The 17,168-nt window shown below is 67.2% G+C and carries 20 protein-coding genes; 7 read left to right on the top strand and 13 right to left on the bottom strand.

Translation table 11 applies throughout. The annotated features are described in order from the left end of the window. Positions 1-55: 55 nt before the first annotated feature. Positions 56-952, bottom strand: coding sequence for a site-specific tyrosine recombinase XerD (gene xerD, locus P3W75_RS08370; protein ID WP_276226901.1), 897 nt, complete (start codon positions 950-952; stop codon positions 56-58). A 93-nt stretch (positions 953-1,045) separates the two neighbouring features. On the opposite strand from xerD, the gene P3W75_RS08365 reads away from it, so the two are divergent. Both P3W75_RS08365 and P3W75_RS08360 read left to right on the top strand, forming a co-directional pair. Then, positions 1,046-2,893, top strand: coding sequence for a cation:proton antiporter (locus P3W75_RS08365; protein WP_276226900.1), 1,848 nt, complete (start codon positions 1,046-1,048; stop codon positions 2,891-2,893). A 98-nt stretch (positions 2,894-2,991) separates the two neighbouring features. Continuing rightward, entirely contained in the window at positions 2,992-3,672 is a 681-nt protein-coding gene (locus tag P3W75_RS08360; protein WP_276226899.1) for a hypothetical protein, read from the top strand. Positions 3,673-4,143: 471 nt separating this feature from the next. Here the strand turns inward: P3W75_RS08360 and rplS are convergent, their stop codons facing one another. From rplS to ffh, 5 genes are all read right to left on the bottom strand, one after another. After that, complete coding sequence (gene rplS, locus P3W75_RS08355; protein WP_089391437.1) at positions 4,144-4,494, bottom strand: 50S ribosomal protein L19; 351 nt, start codon at positions 4,492-4,494, stop codon at positions 4,144-4,146. A gap of 43 nt (positions 4,495-4,537) precedes the next feature. After that, positions 4,538-5,281, bottom strand: coding sequence for a tRNA (guanosine(37)-N1)-methyltransferase TrmD (trmD, locus tag P3W75_RS08350; RefSeq protein ID WP_276226898.1), 744 nt, complete (start codon positions 5,279-5,281; stop codon positions 4,538-4,540). Between the two features lie 24 nt (positions 5,282-5,305). Beyond that, a complete protein-coding gene (gene rimM, locus P3W75_RS08345; protein ID WP_430765350.1) occupies positions 5,306-5,839 on the bottom strand; it encodes a ribosome maturation factor RimM in 534 nt (177 codons plus the stop codon). A gap of 5 nt (positions 5,840-5,844) precedes the next feature. Further along, entirely contained in the window at positions 5,845-6,093 is a 249-nt protein-coding gene (rpsP, locus tag P3W75_RS08340; RefSeq protein WP_024766882.1) for a 30S ribosomal protein S16, read from the bottom strand. A gap of 142 nt (positions 6,094-6,235) precedes the next feature. Next, positions 6,236-7,609 carry a signal recognition particle protein gene (ffh, locus tag P3W75_RS08335; protein ID WP_276226897.1) on the bottom strand — a complete coding sequence of 458 codons (1,374 nt, stop codon included), beginning with the start codon at positions 7,607-7,609 and terminating at the stop codon, positions 6,236-6,238. 191 nt (positions 7,610-7,800) lie between these two features. Here ffh and P3W75_RS08330 point away from each other — a divergent pair, with 191 nt between their 5' ends. From P3W75_RS08330 to P3W75_RS08320, 3 genes are all read left to right on the top strand, one after another. Then, on the top strand, positions 7,801-8,601 hold the full coding sequence (locus tag P3W75_RS08330) for a cytochrome C assembly family protein (RefSeq protein WP_276226896.1): 801 nt from the start codon (positions 7,801-7,803) through the stop codon (positions 8,599-8,601). A gap of 19 nt (positions 8,602-8,620) precedes the next feature. Then, the gene (locus tag P3W75_RS08325) at positions 8,621-9,916 is read left to right on the top strand and encodes an HlyC/CorC family transporter (RefSeq protein ID WP_276226895.1); all 1,296 of its coding nucleotides are present in this window, start codon (positions 8,621-8,623) and stop codon (positions 9,914-9,916) included. A 283-nt stretch (positions 9,917-10,199) separates the two neighbouring features. Beyond that, the gene (locus P3W75_RS08320) at positions 10,200-11,501 is read left to right on the top strand and encodes an MFS transporter (RefSeq protein WP_276226894.1); all 1,302 of its coding nucleotides are present in this window, start codon (positions 10,200-10,202) and stop codon (positions 11,499-11,501) included. A 112-nt stretch (positions 11,502-11,613) separates the two neighbouring features. Here the strand turns inward: P3W75_RS08320 and P3W75_RS08315 are convergent, their stop codons facing one another. The 5 genes from P3W75_RS08315 to P3W75_RS08295 are packed head-to-tail and all read right to left on the bottom strand — an operon-like array spanning position 11,614 to position 14,899. After that, complete coding sequence (locus tag P3W75_RS08315) at positions 11,614-12,336, bottom strand: SGNH/GDSL hydrolase family protein (RefSeq protein WP_276226893.1); 723 nt, start codon at positions 12,334-12,336, stop codon at positions 11,614-11,616. Next, on the bottom strand, positions 12,333-13,514 hold the full coding sequence (gene purT, locus P3W75_RS08310) for a formate-dependent phosphoribosylglycinamide formyltransferase (RefSeq protein ID WP_276226892.1): 1,182 nt from the start codon (positions 13,512-13,514) through the stop codon (positions 12,333-12,335). The genes P3W75_RS08315 and purT overlap by 4 nt, the downstream gene beginning before the upstream one ends. A gap of 36 nt (positions 13,515-13,550) precedes the next feature. Continuing rightward, positions 13,551-13,739 (bottom strand): DUF1289 domain-containing protein, encoded by a 189-nt coding sequence (locus P3W75_RS08305; RefSeq protein ID WP_276226891.1) that lies wholly within the window; start codon positions 13,737-13,739, stop codon positions 13,551-13,553. Continuing rightward, a complete protein-coding gene (locus P3W75_RS08300; protein WP_276226890.1) occupies positions 13,736-14,263 on the bottom strand; it encodes a gamma carbonic anhydrase family protein in 528 nt (175 codons plus the stop codon). Before P3W75_RS08300 ends, P3W75_RS08305 begins: the two co-directional genes overlap by 4 nt. A 39-nt stretch (positions 14,264-14,302) precedes the next feature. Then, the gene (locus P3W75_RS08295) at positions 14,303-14,899 is read right to left on the bottom strand and encodes a CoA pyrophosphatase (protein WP_276226889.1); all 597 of its coding nucleotides are present in this window, start codon (positions 14,897-14,899) and stop codon (positions 14,303-14,305) included. A gap of 136 nt (positions 14,900-15,035) precedes the next feature. On the opposite strand from P3W75_RS08295, the gene P3W75_RS08290 reads away from it, so the two are divergent. Continuing rightward, the gene (locus P3W75_RS08290; protein ID WP_276226888.1) at positions 15,036-15,590 is read left to right on the top strand and encodes an NUDIX hydrolase; all 555 of its coding nucleotides are present in this window, start codon (positions 15,036-15,038) and stop codon (positions 15,588-15,590) included. Between the two features lie 84 nt (positions 15,591-15,674). After that, positions 15,675-16,175: a L,D-transpeptidase family protein gene (locus P3W75_RS08285; RefSeq protein ID WP_276226887.1), complete on the top strand. Its 501-nt coding sequence runs from the start codon at positions 15,675-15,677 to the stop codon at positions 16,173-16,175. A gap of 51 nt (positions 16,176-16,226) precedes the next feature. Here the strand turns inward: P3W75_RS08285 and P3W75_RS08280 are convergent, their stop codons facing one another. Both P3W75_RS08280 and P3W75_RS08275 read right to left on the bottom strand, forming a co-directional pair. Continuing rightward, positions 16,227-16,544: a YqfO family protein gene (locus P3W75_RS08280; RefSeq protein ID WP_276226886.1), complete on the bottom strand. Its 318-nt coding sequence runs from the start codon at positions 16,542-16,544 to the stop codon at positions 16,227-16,229. Positions 16,545-16,734: 190 nt separating this feature from the next. Next, positions 16,735-16,995, bottom strand: a complete 261-nt coding sequence (locus tag P3W75_RS08275; protein ID WP_276226885.1) for a CDGSH iron-sulfur domain-containing protein — start codon at positions 16,993-16,995, stop codon at positions 16,735-16,737. Positions 16,996-17,168 lie beyond the last annotated feature (173 nt).

The following is a 17,168-nucleotide window of genomic DNA, read 5'->3' as shown; positions in this document are numbered from 1 at the left end:
ACAAGCGGGCCACGCCCGCGATCCGCACCGCACCGCGTCGCGCAGGAGCCTGTGCTCAGCCGCGCGGATGGTGCTGCGCGTGCAGCTCCTGCAGGCGCGCGCGGGCGATGTGGGTGTAGATCTGGGTGGTGGACAGGTCGCTGTGGCCGAGCAGCATCTGCACCACGCGCAGGTCGGCGCCATGGTTGAGCAGGTGGGTGGCGAAGGCGTGACGCAGGGTGTGCGGCGACAGCGATTTGCCGATCCCGGCCACCCTGGCGTGCAGCTTGATGCGGTGCCAGAAGGTCTGGCGGGTCATCTGCTCGCCGCGCAGGCTGGGGAACAGCACGTCGCTGGGGCGGCCACCGAGCAGGTCGCCGCGGGCGTTGCGCATATAGCGCTCGATCCACAGGATGGCTTCCTCGCCCAACGGCACCAGGCGCTCCTTGCTGCCCTTGCCAAACACCCGCACCACACCCTGGCGCAGGTTGAGCTGCTCCAGGGTCAGGCCGACCAGTTCGCTGACCCGCAGGCCGCAGGCGTAGAGCACCTCCAGCATGGCGCGGTCGCGCAGGCCGAGCGGGTCTTCGATTTCCGGTGCGGCGAGCAGCGCCTCGACGTCGGCCTCGGACAGCGACTTGGGCAGCGGCTTGCCCAGCTGCGGCAGCTCCACCTGCAGGGTCGGGTCTTCGCTTATCAGTTCCTCGCGCAGGCAGTAGCGGTAGAAGCCACGCACGCCGGAGAGGAAGCGTGCTGTGGAGCGCGCCTTGTAGCCCTGGGCGAGGCGCCAGGCCAGGTGGTCGAGGATCGCCTCGCGACCGGCGCGCGGCAGCTCCACGCCGCGCTCGCCGAGCCAGCCGTTGAACAGCGCGAGGTCGCTGCCGTAGGCCAGGCGGGTGTTGTCGGAGAGGCCTTTCTCCAGCCACAGGGCGTCGAGAAAACGGTCGATCAGGGGATGAGGAACGGGAGTCATACCGGCGCGGATTTCTAAAGCCTTCGGGGCGCAGCTAGTCTTCCACAGGCGGGCCGCTCGCGGCCAGCCACCTTTCGCCCAAGGAACCCCCGCATGGATGAAACCCGAGTTCTGCTGTCCCTCGGCGGCATAGGCGCCGGCGCCCTGCTCTGCCAATGGCTGGCCTGGCGCCTGCGCCTGCCGGCGATCCTCTTCCTGCTGCTGTGCGGCATCCTCGCCGGACCGATCCTCGGCCTGCTCGACCCCCAGGCGCTGTTCGGCCCGCTGCTGTTCCCGCTGGTATCGCTGTCGGTGGCGCTGATCCTCTTCGAGGGCAGCCTGACCCTGCACTTCAGCGAATGGCGCGAAATCGGCAAGGTGGTGCAGCGCATGGTCACCTGGGGCGCGCTGCTGACCTGGGGCGTGATCGCCCTGGCCGCGCACTGGCTGCTGGACTTCGGCTGGGAGATGGCGCTGCTGTTCGGCACCCTCACCCTGGTCACCGGGCCCACGGTGATAGTGCCGATGCTGCGCGTGGTGCGGCCGAAGGCGGCCATCGCCAACATCCTGCGCTGGGAAGGCATCGTCATCGACCCCATAGGCGCGCTGCTGGCGGTAGTGGTGTACAGCTTCATCGCCGCCAGCGACGACGGCAGCGGCTGGCGCCACAGCCTGTTGACCTTCGCCGCGGTGATCGGCTGCGGCAGCGTGTTCGGCATCCTCGGCGGCCTGGGCCTGGGGCAGGTGCTGCGCCGCCAGTGGCTGCCGGACTATCTGCACAACCTGGCGGCGCTGTCGGCGGTGCTGGGCATCTTCATCGGCGCCAACCTCACGGTGCACGAGTCCGGGCTGCTGGCGGTGACCCTGATGGGCATGAGCCTGGCCAACATGAAGAGCGTGGACGTGCGGCAGATCCTGCACTTCAAGGAGAACCTCAGCGTGCTGCTGATCTCCGGGCTGTTCATCATCCTCGCCGCGCGCCTGGACCTGTCCGCCCTGCTCGGCCTGGGCCCGGCGGCGCTGCTGGTGCTGCTGGTGATCCAGTTCGTCGCGCGCCCGCTGAACGTGCTGGTGAGCAGCGCCGGTTCGCCGCTGACCTGGCGCGAGCGCGCCCTGCTGGCCTGGATCGCCCCGCGCGGCATAGTCGCGGCGGCGGTGTCGGCGATCTTCGCCATCCGCCTGCAGGAGGCCGGCAACGCCGAAGCCGCGGTGCTGGTGCCGCTGACCTTCCTGGTGATCATCGGCACCGTGGTCCTGCAGAGCGCCACCGCGCGACCCCTGGCGCGCCTGCTGAAGGTGGCGGAACCGGCGCCCAGCGGCTTCCTGATCGTCGGCGCCAACCCGGTGGCGCGAGCCATCGGCAAGGCCCTGAGCAACGCCGGCAGCCGCGTGCTGCTCACCGATTCGAGCTGGGAGAACATCCGCGCCGCGCGCATGGACAACCTGCCGACCTACTTCGGCAACCCCACCTCGCAGCATGCCGAGGCGCACCTGGACCTGGTCGGCATCGGCCACCTGCTGGCCCTGTCGCCCTCCGGCGAGCTCAACACCCTGGCCTGCATGCGCTTCCGCCACGAGTTCGGCGCGCGCCTCTACAGCCTGACCAGCGGCCAGGAAAGCCGGCGCACCGACAAGCACCGGGCCAGCGACCAGCACCGCGGACAGAACCTCAGCCCGCGCGAGCTGAGCTACCCGCAGGCGGCCAGCCTGCTGGCGCGCGGCGCCGAGGTGCGCAGCACCCTGCTCAGCGAGAACTTCGGCTGGGAGCAGTACCAGGCGCGCTACGGCGACAGCGCCATCGTGCTGTTCGCCCGCGACCCGTCCGGCTGGATGCATGTGTCCAGCAGCGCGCGGCCGCTGCTGCCGGCGGAAGGCTGGCTGGTGATTGCCCTGATCGACGAGGCGGAAGAGGTGGCACGGAAAGCGGATGACCGGCAGTCGGAATCCCCGAAGATCGGCTGAGGAATCGTCCGTCTGCCTATCCTAAGATGGGTGACAGAAGGCGTGGCCGCGGCAATGATTGCACCACGCCATCATTCATCGCTTCACGGTCCACGCCCATGCCCAACAGCCAGAATTCCCGCCTCGGCCAGATCCTCGTCCACAAGGGGCTGATCAGCGCCGCCCAGCTCGACCAGGCCATCCAGCTGCAACTGCGCAACGGCCTGCGCCTGGGCGAAACCCTGATCGCCCAGGGCTGGATCAGCGAGCGCCAGCTCAAGCGCGCGCTGAAGAAGCAGAATAACCTGCGCCTGGCGGCGACCCTGGTGGCCGCCCTGCTCGGGCCCTTCCAGTTGGCCAGCGCCGACATCCAGCGCCAGCCGCCGCTGTCCTCGCAAAGCCAGCAACTCGGCCAGCGCGGGCTGAAACCGCTGAGCGACAGCGAGATGAGCGACGTCAGCGCCCAGGGTTTCGACGAAACTCTGCAGAGCCTGTTCGTCAACGCCGAGGCCGGCAACGGCGTGGGCGCGGTGAAGCAACTGGCGCGCCTGGTGATGCCGGTGCTGGACAGCCTGCAGGCGGAAACCTCGATGAAGGACGTGGTCTACGACACCGAGCACATGGCCTCCAGCGTCAATTCCGACGGCTCGATCAACCTGCGCCTGCCCAGTTCCATCGGCGAGATGCGCTTCGACAACATCCGCGTGGCCGGCGCCCCGACCAGCCAGAGCCTGGGCAGCCTGAGCCTGCAGGACATCGACCTGTCGCACGCCTCCCTGCGGGTCAGCATGCGGCCGTGAGGCCGCGACAGCCGCAGGGTTCAGCGCGACCACCGTTCGCAGCCCGATGAGGCGCTGGGCCCCCGCGTTCGCGGGGGTGACCAAGGGAAAGTTCACAGTCAAATCCGTCATTCCCGCGAACGCGGGAACCCAGCGACTTAACGCGCCAGCCCCCTTCTTCACCGCAGGAGCGGACTTCGTCCGCGATAGCCGGACCGGCGCGAATCGCGGGCACGTAGAGCATTACGCCGAGCGCCAACGCTCGCGATTACCCGCCGATGCCCGACGGCGGATAACGCTGGCGCGTTATGCGCCCTACGCAGAGCCGCCACCATGAGTACGCCTATCCCCAACGTAGGGCGCATAACCGTTCGCGGTTATCCGCCGAGGGCCGTGGCACGGAACCCGGCGGCGAGGCCGCATTGAATCGCAGGCATGAAAAAAGCAGCCCGTGGGCTGCTTTTTTTTGGATCGACTGGGAAGCCGTAGGGCTTAAACCAGTTTTTCCTTGATGCGCGCTGCCTTGCCGGACAGTTCGCGGAGGTAGTACAGCTTGGCCTTGCGCACGTCGCCGCGACGCTTGACGGAGATGCTGTCTACCAGCGGGCTGTAGGTCTGGAAGGTACGCTCGACGCCTACGCCGTTGGAGATTTTACGAACGGTGAAAGCGCTGTTCAGGCCGCGGTTACGCTTGCCGATCACGACGCCTTCGAAGGCCTGCAGACGCTGACGGTCGCCTTCCTTCACTTTAACCTGGACGATTACGGTGTCGCCGGGGGCGAACGCCGGAATCTCTTTGCTCATCTGTTCAGCTTCGATCTGCTGAATGATCTTGTTGGTCATCTCGTGCTCCTAAGACAAGCGCTCTGCGCTCGCCATCGATACGTTAACTATCGTCCCGCTGGCGGATGTATTCCTCCAGCAGCTTCTTCTCTTCCCCAGAAAGCGAGCGGCTATCCAGAAGATCGGCGCGTCGTTGCCAGGTCCTACCCAGGGCCTGTTGCAGACGCCAGCGCCGGATGTGTTCGTGGTTACCGCTGAGCAGTACCTCAGGAACACGCTTGTCTGCGTACACCTCGGGTCGGGTGTAGTGCGGACAGTCGAGCAGGCCGTCGGTGAACGAGTCCTCCTCCGCGGAGTCCGCGTGGCCCAATGCACCGGGCAGCAACCGCGTGACCGCGTCGATCAGTACCATTGCCGGTAGCTCGCCACCGGACAACACGTAGTCTCCAACCGACCATTCCTCATCCACGTGCTCTTCGATGAAGCGCTCGTCGATGCCTTCGTAACGCCCGGCTATGAGGATCAACCGTTCCTCGTTCGCCAGTTCCTTCACGGCCGCCTGCGTCAGCTTGCGACCCTGCGGCGACAGGTAGATCACCTTCGCCTGACCGCCTGCGGCTTGCCGGGCATCGCCCAGTGCGCCTTCCAGCGGCTTGATTTTCATCACCATTCCCGGACCACCGCCGAAAGGCCGGTCGTCCACCGTCTGGTGACGGTCATCAGTGTTGTTGCGCGGGTTGAAACATTCGAGCCGGATCAGCTCCTGTTTAACCGCACGGCTGGTGATGCCGTAGTCACTGATGGCGCGGAACATCTCCGGAAAGATGCTGATGACTCCGATCCACATGGGTTGATACTCCTACCCTGCGGGTCAGAAATCCGCGTCCCAGTCCACCCTGATCTCGCCGGCTGCCAGGTCTACCGATTGCACGCATTGCTCCGTATAGGGCAACAGGCGCTCGCGGTCGTCCAGACTGCCCGCACAGGGCTTGACCACCATCACATCGTTGGCGCCGGTCTCCAGCATGTGGTCGAGAATCCCGAACAGTTGCCCGTTCGCGTCGATCACCTTGAGACCTTCCAACTGGCTCCAGTAGAACTCGCCGTCGTCCAACTCCGGGAGCTCGCTGCGCGGTACCAGGATCTCGAAGTCCGCATAGGTGCGGGCGATTTCGCGATCATCCAGTCCCTTCAGCTTCGCCACCAGGACGTTGCCCTGCACGCGACCACTGACCAGTTCAGCCTGTCGAACCTCGGTGCCACGCTTGAGCGTCCAGCGCCGGTAGTCCAGCAGGTTGTCCAACGGGTCGGTAAAGGAATACACCTTCACCTCGCCACGAATGCCATGCACCGAAACTATCTTGCCGAGTACGATCATTTCCTCGGCCGCAGGCATCGTGTTCATCGACTTCAGGCAGCCTTGGCGGCTTCCTTGATCAGCTGAGCAACGCGCTCGGACGGCTGGGCACCCTGGCTCAGCCAGTAGTTCAGACGTTCCTGGTTGACCGACAGCTTGACTTCGGCGCCAGTGGCAACGGGGTTGAAGAAACCGACGCGCTCAACGAAACGACCGTCGCGAGCGTTGCGGCTGTTGGTCACGGTCAGGTGGTAGAACGGGCGCTTCTTGGAGCCGCCACGAGCCAGACGGATGGTTACCATGCGTACTTTGTTCCTATGGTTTGCTTGCAAAAAAGAAATGCAGCCCTCGGGCACGGAGCCCGAAAGGCCGCATATTCTATGAGCTAAAGCCCCGCGCCGCAAGCCGCAGCACGTCGGCCCGCCCTACGGCGGGCCTCGGGGATCACATCTTCGGCATGCCGCCGGGGAACATGCTGCCCATGCCGCGCATCATCTTCGCCATGCCGCCCTTGGCCGTGACCTTCTTCATCATCTTCTGCATCTGTTTGTGCTGCTTGATGAGACGGCCGACGTCCTGCACCTGGGTGCCGGAACCCAGGGCGATGCGGCGCTTGCGCGAGCCGCTGATCATTTCCGGGTCGCGACGCTCGCCGGGGGTCATGGAGTCGATGATCGCCTCCATCTGCTTGAACTGTTTCTCCGCCGCGCCCTGGGCGTTGCCCATCTGCGCCAGGTTGACGCCGCCGAGCATCGGCAGCTTGTCCATCAGGCTGCCCAGGCCGCCCATGTTCTTCATCTGTTGCAGCTGGTCGCGGAAGTCTTCGAGGTCGAAGCCCTTGCCCTTCTTGATCTTCTTCGCGAGCTTCTCGGCCTTCTCGCGGTCCATGCTCTGCTCGGCCTGCTCGATCAGGCTGAGCACGTCGCCCATGCCGAGGATGCGCGAGGCCACGCGGTCCGGGTGGAACGGGTCGAGCGCTTCGCTCTTCTCGCCCATGCCGAGGAACTTGATCGGTTTGCCGGTGATGGCGCGCACCGACAGCGCGGCGCCGCCACGGGCGTCGCCGTCGACCTTGGTCAGCACCACGCCGGTCAGCGGCAGGGCGTCGTTGAAGGCCTTGGCGGTGTTGGCGGCGTCCTGGCCGGTCATGGCGTCGACCACGAACAGGGTTTCCACCGGGCTGATCGCCGCGTGGACCTGCTTGATCTCCTCCATCATGTCGGCGTCGATGTGCAGGCGACCGGCGGTATCCACGATCACCACATCGATGAACTTCAGCTTCGCCTCGCGGATCGCCGCCTCGGCGATGGCCACCGGCTTCTGGCTGGTGTCCGAGGGGAAGAAGCTCACGCCGATGTCGCTGGCCAGGGTTTCCAGCTGCTTGATCGCCGCCGGGCGATAGACGTCGGCGGAAACCACCAGCACCGACTTCTTCTTGCGCTCCTTGAGGAAGCGCGCCAGCTTGCCGGCGGTGGTGGTCTTGCCCGCGCCCTGCAGGCCGGCCATGAGGATGACCGCCGGCGGCGCGGCGTTGAGCGCCAGGTCTTCGTTGGCCGCGCCCATCAGCTCGACCAGTTCGGCCTGGACGATCTTCACGAACGCCTGGCCCGGGGTCAGGCTCTTGGAGACTTCGGTACCGACCGCGCGATCCTTGATCCGGTTGACGAAGTCCTTGACCACCGGCAGGGCCACGTCGGCCTCGAGCAGGGCCATCCGCACTTCGCGGAGCGTATCCTTGATGTTGTCCTCGGTCAGCTTGGCTTTGCCGGTGACCTGGCGCAGCGTTTGCGAGAGGCGGTCTGTAAGGTTTTCGAACATGCGCGTTCCTATCGGGCCATGGCCGGCCGGGGTGGGCTTTGCAGCAAGCGCGGGATTATAACCAAGTGCGCGGGCCACAGACACCGCCGATGATCCCGCCACAGCGAGAAAGCGAAGCGTTTCCGGCTGCTTTATAGGCGCGGGCGTTCTGTGCCAAACTCGGCACCTTTCGAAGGATTCGCCTAGAACCTATGCACCCTCTGCTGCCCGGCCTGCTCGCCACCCTCCTCTACCTGGGCGCCACGGCCTACCAAGGCGCCTGCCTGGCGCGCCGCGCCGCGCCGAACAAGCCCCTGCTGCTGGTGCTCGGCCTGCTGGCGCTGATCGCCCAGGGCCTGAGCCTGGAGCCGCAGCTGCTGACCGGCGCCGGCCTGGTGCTGGACTTCTTCAACGCCGCCAGCCTGATCGCCGCCGCGGTGATCGCCATCACCCTGCTGGCCTGCCTGCGCATCCCGGTGGAAAACCTGTTGCTGCTGCTCTTCCCGCTCGGCGCGCTGACCGCCCTGCTGGCGACGCTGATGCCCCACGGCACGCTGGAACCGATCAACGAGCAGCCGGGCATCCTGGCGCACATCCTGCTGTCGGTCATCGCCTACGGCCTGCTCACCATCGCGGTGTTCCAGGCGCTGCTGCTGCTGGTCCAGGACCACCGCCTGAAGCACAAGCACCCGGGCGGGCTGATCCGCAACTTCCCGCCGCTGCAGACCATGGAAAGCCTGCTGTTCGGCTTCCTCTGGGCCGGCTGGCTGCTGCTCTCGCTGTCGCTGGTCTCCGGCTGGCTGTTCCTCGACAACCTGTTCACCCAGCACCTGGCGCACAAGACCATCCTCTCCTGCTTCGCCTGGGTGGTGTTCGCCGTGCTGCTGTGGGGCCGCCACCAGCTCGGCTGGCGCGGGCACAAGGCGATCCGCTGGACCCTGGCCGGCTTCTGCCTGCTGATGCTGGCCTACTTCGGCAGCAAGCTGGTCAAGGAATTCATCCTGCACATCTGACCGGAGCGACGCGCCCCGCATGGACGACATCCATCCCGGCTATCTGATCGGCCTGCTGGTCTTCCTGCTCCTGTGCTCGGCGTTCTTCTCCAGCGTCGAGACCGGCGTGCTCAGCCTCGACCGCTACCGCCTGCGCCACCTGGCCAAGCAGGGCAATCGCGGCGCGCGGCGCACCGCCTGGCTGCTGCTGCGCACCGACCGGCTGCTCGGCACCATCCTCATCGGCAACAACTTCGTGAACATCTTCGCCTCGTCGCTGGCGACCCTGCTGGCCCTGCGCCTGTGGGGCGAGATCGGCGTGGCGCCGACCACCATCGCCCTGACCCTGGTGCTGCTGGTGTTCGGCGAGATCACCCCGAAGACCTACGCCACCCTGCGACCGGAGCGCGTGGCCTTCCCCGCCAGCCTGCCGCTGCTGTGGCTGCAGCGCCTGTTCAGCCCGCTGCTGTGGCTGATGAACGGGGTGAGCAACGCTATCCTGCGGCTGTTCGGCCTCGACCCGGCCCAGCGGCGCAACAAGCCGCTGAGCAACGATGAGCTGCGCAGCGTGGTCAGCGACTCCAGCGAGAAGCTCAGCGGCAACCGCCAGGACATGCTGCTGAGCATCCTCGACCTGGAAAAGATCACCGTGAACGACCTCATGGTGCCGCGCAACGAGGTGCAGGGCATCGACCTGGACGACGACGTGGAGAGCATCATCGGCCAGCTGCGCAACACCACCCACACGCGCCTGCCGGTGTTCCGCAACGACATCAACCAGGTCGAAGGCATCGTCCACATGCGCCAGATCGCGCGCCTGCTGACCCACAACCAGCTGACCAAGGACAGCCTGCGCGCCGCCTGCCTGGAACCCTACTTCATTCCCGAGAGCACGCCGCTGGCCACCCAGCTGCTGAACTTCCAGAAGCAGAAGCGGCGCATCGGCATTGTCGTCGACGAATACGGCGAGGTGATCGGCATCATCACCCTGGAGGACATCCTCGAGGAGATCGTCGGCGAATTCAGCAACGCCGACGCCCTGCGCAACCCGGACATCCACCCGCAGGCCGACGGCACCTACGTGATCGATGGCTCGGCGAACATCCGCGAGCTCAACCGCGCCCTCGGCTGGCAACTGCCCAGCGAAGGCCCGAAGACCCTCAACGGCCTGGTCACCGAGGCCCTGGAGCAGATTCCCGACTGCCCGGTGTGCCTGCGCATCGGGCCGTACCGCCTGGAAATCCTGCAGTCCGGCGAGAACCGCGTGAAGAGCGTGCGGGTCTGGCTCACCGGGCGCGCCGCCGCGCCCACCCCGGACAACGGCGGGCTTGCCTGAGCGGGCGTCCCGCGCCCTATAATCGGCCCCTGCTTACCCAGCATCCCGCGCCAGGGCCCGCGCTATCCGCGCAGCGCCCGGCGCCAGTCGTCCGCCCGCCAGCCCGAGCCCGGCCCCGTGCCTGCGCCCGGCGAAGCACCCGACCTCGCCCCGAACCCGCCGCGAGGTTCCCGTCCCTGCCCGCACCCGGGCGGCGCTTCCCGCCTCGCGCCCGGGCGCAGCCACCATCGCCGCCGGACACGCCCGCAGAGCCGTGCCGGCCAGACTGACAGGGATACCCCGCATGACCACCGCCAGCCTCGCCGCCGACGCCGACCAGGCGCCCGCCAACTCCACCGCGCGGGTCGCGGTCGCCAGCTTCATCGGCACCGCCATCGAATTCTACGATTTCTACGTCTACGCCACCGCCGCCGCCCTGGTGATCGGCCCGGTGTTCTTCCCGCAGACCTCCGGCACCGCGCAGATGCTCAGCGCCTTCATCACCTTCGGCATCGCCTTCCTCGCCCGCCCGCTGGGCTCGGCGCTGTTCGGCCACTTCGGCGACCGCGTGGGGCGCAAGTCGACCCTGGTCGCCTCGCTGCTGCTGATGGGCCTGTCGACCACCCTGATCGGCCTGCTGCCGGGCTACGACAGCATCGGCGCCTGGGCCCCGGCGCTGCTCTGCCTGCTGCGCTTCGGCCAGGGCCTGGGGCTGGGCGGGGAATGGGGCGGCGCCGCGCTGCTGGCCACCGAGAATGCGCCCAAGCACCGCCGCGCCTGGTTCGGCATGTTCCCGCAGATGGGCCCGTCGATCGGCTTCCTGGCCGCCAACGGCCTGTTCCTCAGCCTGGCCATGCTGCTCAACGAGGAGCAGTTCCGCGCCTGGGGCTGGCGCGTGCCCTTCATCCTCAGCGCGCTGCTGGTGGTGGTCGGCCTCTATGTGCGCCTGAAGCTGGCCGAGACCCCGGTGTTCGCCAGGGCCATGGAACGCCAGGAGCGCTCCAGCCTGCCGATCGCCGAGCTGTTCGCCCATCACTGGCGCCCGGTGCTGCTCGGCGCCCTGGCGATGGTGGTGTGCTACGCGCTGTTCTACATCTCCACGGTGTTCTCGCTGAGCTACGGGGTGAGCAGCCTGGGCTACAGCCGCGAACAGTTCCTCGGCCTGCTGTGCTTCGCCGTGCTGTTCATGGCCGCGGCCACGCCGCTCTCGGCCTGGGCCAGCGACCGCTTCGGGCGGCGCCCGGTGCTGATCGCCGGCTGCGTCGCGGCGATCCTCTCCGGCTTCGCCATGCAGCCGTTGCTGAGCCAGGGTTCTTCCGTGGCGGTGGCGGCGTTCCTGGCCCTGGAGCTGTTCCTCATGGGCGTGACCTTCGCCCCCATGGGCGCCCTGCTGCCGGAGCTGTTCCCCACCCGCGTGCGCTACACCGGCGCCTCGGCGGCCTACAACCTGGGCGGCATCCTCGGCGCCTCGCTGGCGCCCTACATCGCCCAGAAGCTGGTGGGCATGGGCGGGCTGAGCTGGGTGGGCGGCTACGTTTCGCTGGCGGCGGCGCTGAGCCTGATCGCCGTGCTGTGCCTGCATGAGACCCGCGAACAGGACCTCTGACACTCCACCCGCACCCTGTAGGAGCGCCCCATGGGCGCGAATCGCGGGCATGGCCCGCTCCTACGGGCGTAAACGGACGCCATCGGCGTACAACCGTGAACGGTTGTACGCCCTACGCTTCCACCAGCCACTGGGCCAGATGCTCGCCCCACACCTGGTAGCCCAGCGCCGACGGGTGATAGCCGTCGATGGCCAGGTACTGTGGCCGCATCTCCAGCCCCACCGTGCAGTAGCCGGCACCCGATCGCAGCGTCAGCTGCCGCAGTTGACGATCCAGCAGGCCGGCGCGCCAGCCGAGCAGTTGACGGAGCAGCCAGGGCAGCGCGGAGAAGTGCCGCAGCGGCGGTACCGCCGTGCACACCACGCGGGCGCCGCGCGCCTGGAAATGTTCGATCAGTTGGCCGATGGCGGCTCGCCAGCGCTCACTGGAACTGCAATGGGTGGTGTCGTTGACGCCGAACACCAGCGCCACCAGGTCGTAGCGCGCGTCCGCCAGCGGCAGCAAGCGCTCGCAGGCCTCACCGGCGGTGATGCCGTTCTCGCCCAGCGCGCGCCAGGCCACCGGCCTGCGCAGGCGCGCCGCCAGGGCCGTGGCCAGGCGCCCGGCCAGGGCAAAGTCGAGGCAGGAAGCGCCGACGCCGGCGACCGTCGATTCACCGAGCAGCAGCAACCTTAGCGGTTCGCCGGGAAAGTCGGCGCCAGCCAGCCCCTCGGGGGAGCCGGCAGCCGGCGCCAGGCGCAGGGCCGTGCGCCGGGTGCGCACAGCCAACGGCAGGGCCAGTGGCAGCAGCGGCAGGGCCGCGGCCCACCAGGCCAGCCCCGCCAGGCGACTCACAGCTCGATGACCACCGCCTCGGACGAACGGGTCGCCTTGGCCCGCGCTTCCTCGATCGACTCGGCGCGCGCCAGGGCCACACCCATGCGCCGCTGGCCGGAGACTTCTGGCTTGCCGAACAGGCGCAGGGCGCTGTCCGGCTCGGCCAGGGCCGCGCCCAGGTTGCCGAAGCTGACCTGCTGCGACTCGCCGTCGACCAGGATCACCGCCGAAGCCGACGGGCCGACCTGGCGGATCGCCGGGATCGGCAGGCCGAGGATGGCCCGCGCGTGCAGGGCGAACTCGGAGAGGTCCTGGGAGATCAGGGTGACCAGGCCGGTGTCGTGCGGGCGCGGCGAGACTTCGCTGAACCACACCTGGTCGCCCTTGACGAACAGTTCGACGCCGAACAGGCCGCGCCCGCCCAGGGCCTCGGTCACCGCCTTGGCCACGCGTTCGGACTCGGCCAGGGCTTTCGGGCTCATGGCCTGGGGCTGCCAGGACTCATGGTAGTCGCCCTTGACCTGGCGGTGGCCGATGGGCGCGCAGAAGGTGGTGCCGCCGATGTGGCGCACGGTGAGCAGGGTGATTTCGTAGTCGAAGTCGATGAAGCCTTCGACGATCACCCGGCCCTTGCCGGCGCGGCCGCCTTCCTGGGCGTAGTCCCAGGCGGCCTTGAGGTCGGCGTCGGACTTGAGCACGCTCTGGCCCTTGCCCGAGGAGCTCATGATCGGCTTGACCACGCAGGGGTAGCCCACCGCGGCGGCGCCGGCGGCGTATTCCTCGTAGGTATCGGCGAAGTGGTACGGCGAGGTGGGCAGGCCCAGTTCCTCGGCGGCCAGGCGGCGGATGCCCTCGCGGTTCATGGTCAGCTGGGCGGCGCGGGCGGTCGGCACCACGGTGTAGCCCTCGGCTTCCAGCTCGACCAGGGTGGCGGTGGCGATGGCCTCGATTTCCGGGACGATGTAGTGCGGCTTCTCCTGCTCGATCACCGCGCGCAGGGCGGCGCCGTCGAGCATGCTCAGCACGTGGCTGCGGTGCGCCACCTGCATGGCCGGGGCGTTGGCGTAGCGGTCGCAGGCGATCACTTCGCAGCCCAGGCGCTGCAGCTCGATCACCACTTCCTTGCCCAGCTCGCCGGAGCCGCAGAGCAGTACACGGGTCGCGGTGGGCGACAGGGGGGTTCCAATACGGGGCATTGCGTCGGACCTCGGGAAGGGAATGTATTCGGCGCGCTAGAGCAGCACGCCCTGTTCGCGGGCGCGGTCATGGCACTGGCGCAGCACTTCGCGGCGCTCGTCGTTGTCCATGCGGCCCCAGCGGGTGATTTCGTCGGCCGTGCGCTGGCAGCCTATGCACAGGTCCTGCTCGTCCAGGGTGCAGACGTACACGCAGGGCGAGGCTACCGGGCGTTCCTGGCTCATGCGTCGTCCTGTTCGGCCAGGTCGCGGGCATAGCGCTGGGCGTTGTGCACGTAGTGGGCGGCGCTGGCCTCGAGCATCTTCTTCTGCTGCTCGGTCAGTTCGCGCACCACCTTGCCGGGCGAACCCATGACCAGCGAGCCGTCGGGAATCTCCTTGCCCTCGGGAATCAGCGAGTTCGCGCCGATGATGCAGTACTTGCCGATCTTCGCGCCGTTGAGCACCACGGCGTTGATGCCGATCAGGCTGTGGTCGCCCACCGAGCAGCCGTGCAGCATGACGTTGTGGCCGATGGTCACGCCCTTGCCGATGGTCAGCGGGAAGCCCATGTCGGTGTGCATCACGGTGCCGTCCTGGACGTTGCTGTTCTCGCCGATGTGGATCAGCTCGTTGTCGCCGCGCAGCACGGCGTTGAACCAGACGCTGGCGCCGGCGTCCAGGCGCACCTTGCCGATCACCGCGGCGTTCGGCGCGATCCAGCTGTCGGGATGGGTTTCGACTCGGGCCTGGCCCAGGCGGTATTTCATCGGTGATTCCTCAGGCATCTTGTTGTTGTGCGGCGCCGCTCAGCTGAGCTTGATGAATTGCGGCGGCGCCTGGTGCAGGTCGATCCGGGCGTCGTACAGCAGGTTGACCAGCTCGACCACCATGATCGCCGACAACCCCCAGATCTTGTACTCGCCGAAGCGGTAGCTGGGCACGTACCAGCTGCGCCCGAAATAGTCGATGCGGTGGGTCATCTCGCGCGGGTCGCCGCGGAAGAACTCCAGCGGCACCTTGAACACGGCGGCGATCTCGCCGTCGTTGGGGGTGTACTCGACGAAGTCCGGGACGAAACCGACGAACGGCGTCACCTTGATCCCATGGCGCGACACCAGGGTGCTCAGCGGGCCGAGCACCTCGACCAGGCTCGGCGGCAGGGCGATTTCCTCCTGGGCTTCGCGCAGCGCGGTGTGGATCAGGTCCACGTCCTCCGGGTCGCGGCGCCCGCCGGGGAAGGCGACTTCGCCGCTGTGGGTGGACAGCCCGGTGGCGCGCAGCGTCAACACCAGCTCCTCGGCGGGAGTGATGGGCAGCAGCACCGCCGCTTCGGGGAAGCGCTGCTCGCTGTTCAGGTCCAGAGGGGTGTGCGCCGTGATGCGCCGGCGCAGCTCGTCCAGCATGCGGACATCCTGCGTGTAAGCCATTCTCTCAATTGCGGAATCATGGCATGAAAGGCAGCCTCGCCCAAGCCCCACCCCCTTGCTGGGCGGGGGCTCGGACGAGCAAGATGGGCGCAGCAGCCCCCAAGGAAACCCCATGAAATTCTGCAGTCAGTGCGGCGCCGGCGTCAGCCTGCGCATTCCCGACGGCGACAACCGACCCCGTTACGTCTGCGACCAGTGCCACACGGTGCACTACCAGAACCCGCGCATCGTCGCCGGCTGCCTGCCGGTATGGGAGGGCCGCATCCTCCTCTGCCGCCGCGCCATCGCCCCGCGCCAGGGCTTCTGGACCTTGCCGGCGGGCTTCATGGAGAACGGCGAGACCCTGGAACAGGCCGCCGCCCGCGAGACCCTGGAAGAAGCCTGCGCGCGGGTCGAGGGCCTGCGCCTGTACACCCTGTTCGACCTGCCGCACATCAGCCAGGTCTACATGTTCTTCCGCGCCGAACTGGCCAGCGCGGACTTCGCCGCCGGCGAGGAAAGCCTGGAAGTGCGCTTGTTCGAGGAATCGGAGATTCCCTGGTCGGAGCTGGCTTTCCCCACCGTGGGCCGTACCTTAGAATGCTACTTCGGCGACCGGCAGAAGCAGGACTTCCCGGTACGCAACGAGGCCATCGCACCCATGCAGGGCCACTACAAGAAAACCTGAACGCTTTCCTGAACGCTTTCCTGAACACTTTGCAGTGCCGCTGTTCGCGGCCGCTTTATCGAACATCCGGGGGATAGTCTTTCCATGCGCTGGCTGCTTGCCTTTCTGTGCCTGACCTTTGCCGCCTTTTCGCAGGCCAACGCGACGCCGACCCTGGATGGCCGCATCGACAAGGTGCTGGTGCTCAAGTCCGAGCACAAGCTGCACCTGCTGAGCAACGGCAAGATCCTCAAGAGCTACCGCATCTCCCTGGGCAAGAGCCCGCGCGGCACCAAGCTGGCCGAGGGCGACAACCGCACCCCCGAGGGCTTCTACTGGATCGACTGGCGCAAGACCAGCGACAAGTTCAACCTCTCCATGCACATCTCCTACCCCAACGCCCGCGACGTGGTGCGCGCCCGCGAGAAGAACCTGGCGCCCGGCGGCATGATCATGATCCACGGCACCCCGCAGAGCGACGAATACCCGGAGTGGTACTTCTCGTCCCTGGACTGGACCAACGGCTGCATCGCCATGACCAACCCGGACATGCGCGAGGTCTGGAGCCTGGTCAAGGACGGCACGCTGATCGAAATCCGCCCCTGAGCGGCGGAACGAAAAAAGGCGCCCTCGGGCGCCTTTTTCATGCCTGCCGCTTCAGAAGACCATGTCCGACAGGCGCCAGACCTCGAAGGCCGGCGTCTCGTAGGGATGGGCCATCTTCAGGGCCTTGACCGAGTCGTGGATCAGTTCGTCGGCCACCACCAGCTCGACCTTCCATTCGGCCACCTGCTCGATGTGCCCGGCCGCGCCGAGGAACGGGTTGCTGCCCTGCAGCGGGCGGAACTGGCCCTGGCCGAGGGATTGCCAGCAGCAGCTGTCGTAGGCACCGATGCGTCCTGCACCGGCGGCGAACACCGCCTTCTTCACCGTCTCCAGGTGACTCTCGGGAACATAGAAACAGAGTTTGTACATCAGGCGCTCCGTGTCGGAAGACTGGACCGGGGTGGGAGTCGGGAGACAATGCTGCCACAAATGATGGCATTTTGCCTCTATCGACTCAGCGGTCATGCTCGGCAAATTTCGACAGCGCGAATGCCTTCACGTTCTGAAGGTAATTTCAGCGGAGTAGGAAAATTGTGACGGAAAGCTGATTTAGCGAGGCTCACTTTCCGACAAAGCGTCGCCAGCGCCCAGCCCAACCTTCGGTGGGCGGCGCGTGCTTGCCGTCGCAGTACGGCAGGCTGGCGGAGCGTCCGCAGCGGCACAGCAGCAGGCGCTGCTCGCGCGGCACGACCAGCTCCAGCGCCTGCGCGCAGTCGGCCGGGCAATCCGGCAGGTCCGGCGAACGCCCGCAGCGGCACAGGCGCAGGCGTTCACCGGCCTGGACCAGACGCACTTCAGGAAGTATCTCCAACTCGGCCAAGGCCCCTCCTCTTCCGGGTTTCCCGTTGGAGCGAATTCTATCCGCGAACCCGCCGCGCGCCTGTGGCTATCGCGGACAGAGTCCGCTCCTACGACCGCGCTTCCCTGGCAACGTAGCGGACTCCGTCCGCGATGGGCGGAACCTGGGCGCCATCAGCTTCGAAAAAACCGCGC

This window comes from Pseudomonas citronellolis (assembly GCF_029335315.1).
Classification (GTDB): Bacteria; Pseudomonadota; Gammaproteobacteria; order Pseudomonadales; family Pseudomonadaceae; genus Pseudomonas; species Pseudomonas citronellolis_A.
Note: the sequence above shows the minus strand (reverse complement) of the source record. Positions and strands in the feature narration are given on the sequence as shown.

What these genes read in the sequence shown, in the direction of transcription:
- trmD (WP_276226898.1), bottom strand. Translation starts at nt 5,281, where the DNA reads ATGTGGATCGGAGTCATCAGCATCTTTCCGGAGATGTTCCGCGCCATC.
- purT (WP_276226892.1), bottom strand. Translation starts at nt 13,514, where the DNA reads ATGCCCCGTATTGGAACCCCCCTGTCGCCCACCGCGACCCGTGTACTG.
- P3W75_RS08365 (WP_276226900.1), top strand. Translation starts at nt 1,046, where the DNA reads ATGGATGAAACCCGAGTTCTGCTGTCCCTCGGCGGCATAGGCGCCGGC.
- P3W75_RS08300 (WP_276226890.1), bottom strand. Translation starts at nt 14,263, where the DNA reads ATGAAATACCGCCTGGGCCAGGCCCGAGTCGAAACCCATCCCGACAGC.
- P3W75_RS08325 (WP_276226895.1), top strand. Translation starts at nt 8,621, where the DNA reads ATGGACGACATCCATCCCGGCTATCTGATCGGCCTGCTGGTCTTCCTG.
- P3W75_RS08295 (WP_276226889.1), bottom strand. Translation starts at nt 14,899, where the DNA reads ATGCTGGACGAGCTGCGCCGGCGCATCACGGCGCACACCCCTCTGGAC.
- ffh (WP_276226897.1), bottom strand. Translation starts at nt 7,609, where the DNA reads ATGTTCGAAAACCTTACAGACCGCCTCTCGCAAACGCTGCGCCAGGTC.
- P3W75_RS08285 (WP_276226887.1), top strand. Translation starts at nt 15,675, where the DNA reads ATGCGCTGGCTGCTTGCCTTTCTGTGCCTGACCTTTGCCGCCTTTTCG.
- rplS (WP_089391437.1), bottom strand. Translation starts at nt 4,494, where the DNA reads ATGACCAACAAGATCATTCAGCAGATCGAAGCTGAACAGATGAGCAAA.
- rimM (WP_430765350.1), bottom strand. Translation starts at nt 5,839, where the DNA reads ATGAACACGATGCCTGCGGCCGAGGAAATGATCGTACTCGGCAAGATA.
- P3W75_RS08360 (WP_276226899.1), top strand. Translation starts at nt 2,992, where the DNA reads ATGCCCAACAGCCAGAATTCCCGCCTCGGCCAGATCCTCGTCCACAAG.
- P3W75_RS08305 (WP_276226891.1), bottom strand. Translation starts at nt 13,739, where the DNA reads ATGAGCCAGGAACGCCCGGTAGCCTCGCCCTGCGTGTACGTCTGCACC.
- P3W75_RS08280 (WP_276226886.1), bottom strand. Translation starts at nt 16,544, where the DNA reads ATGTACAAACTCTGTTTCTATGTTCCCGAGAGTCACCTGGAGACGGTG.
- P3W75_RS08330 (WP_276226896.1), top strand. Translation starts at nt 7,801, where the DNA reads ATGCACCCTCTGCTGCCCGGCCTGCTCGCCACCCTCCTCTACCTGGGC.
- rpsP (WP_024766882.1), bottom strand. Translation starts at nt 6,093, where the DNA reads ATGGTAACCATCCGTCTGGCTCGTGGCGGCTCCAAGAAGCGCCCGTTC.
- P3W75_RS08320 (WP_276226894.1), top strand. Translation starts at nt 10,200, where the DNA reads ATGACCACCGCCAGCCTCGCCGCCGACGCCGACCAGGCGCCCGCCAAC.
- xerD (WP_276226901.1), bottom strand. Translation starts at nt 952, where the DNA reads ATGACTCCCGTTCCTCATCCCCTGATCGACCGTTTTCTCGACGCCCTG.
- P3W75_RS08290 (WP_276226888.1), top strand. Translation starts at nt 15,036, where the DNA reads ATGAAATTCTGCAGTCAGTGCGGCGCCGGCGTCAGCCTGCGCATTCCC.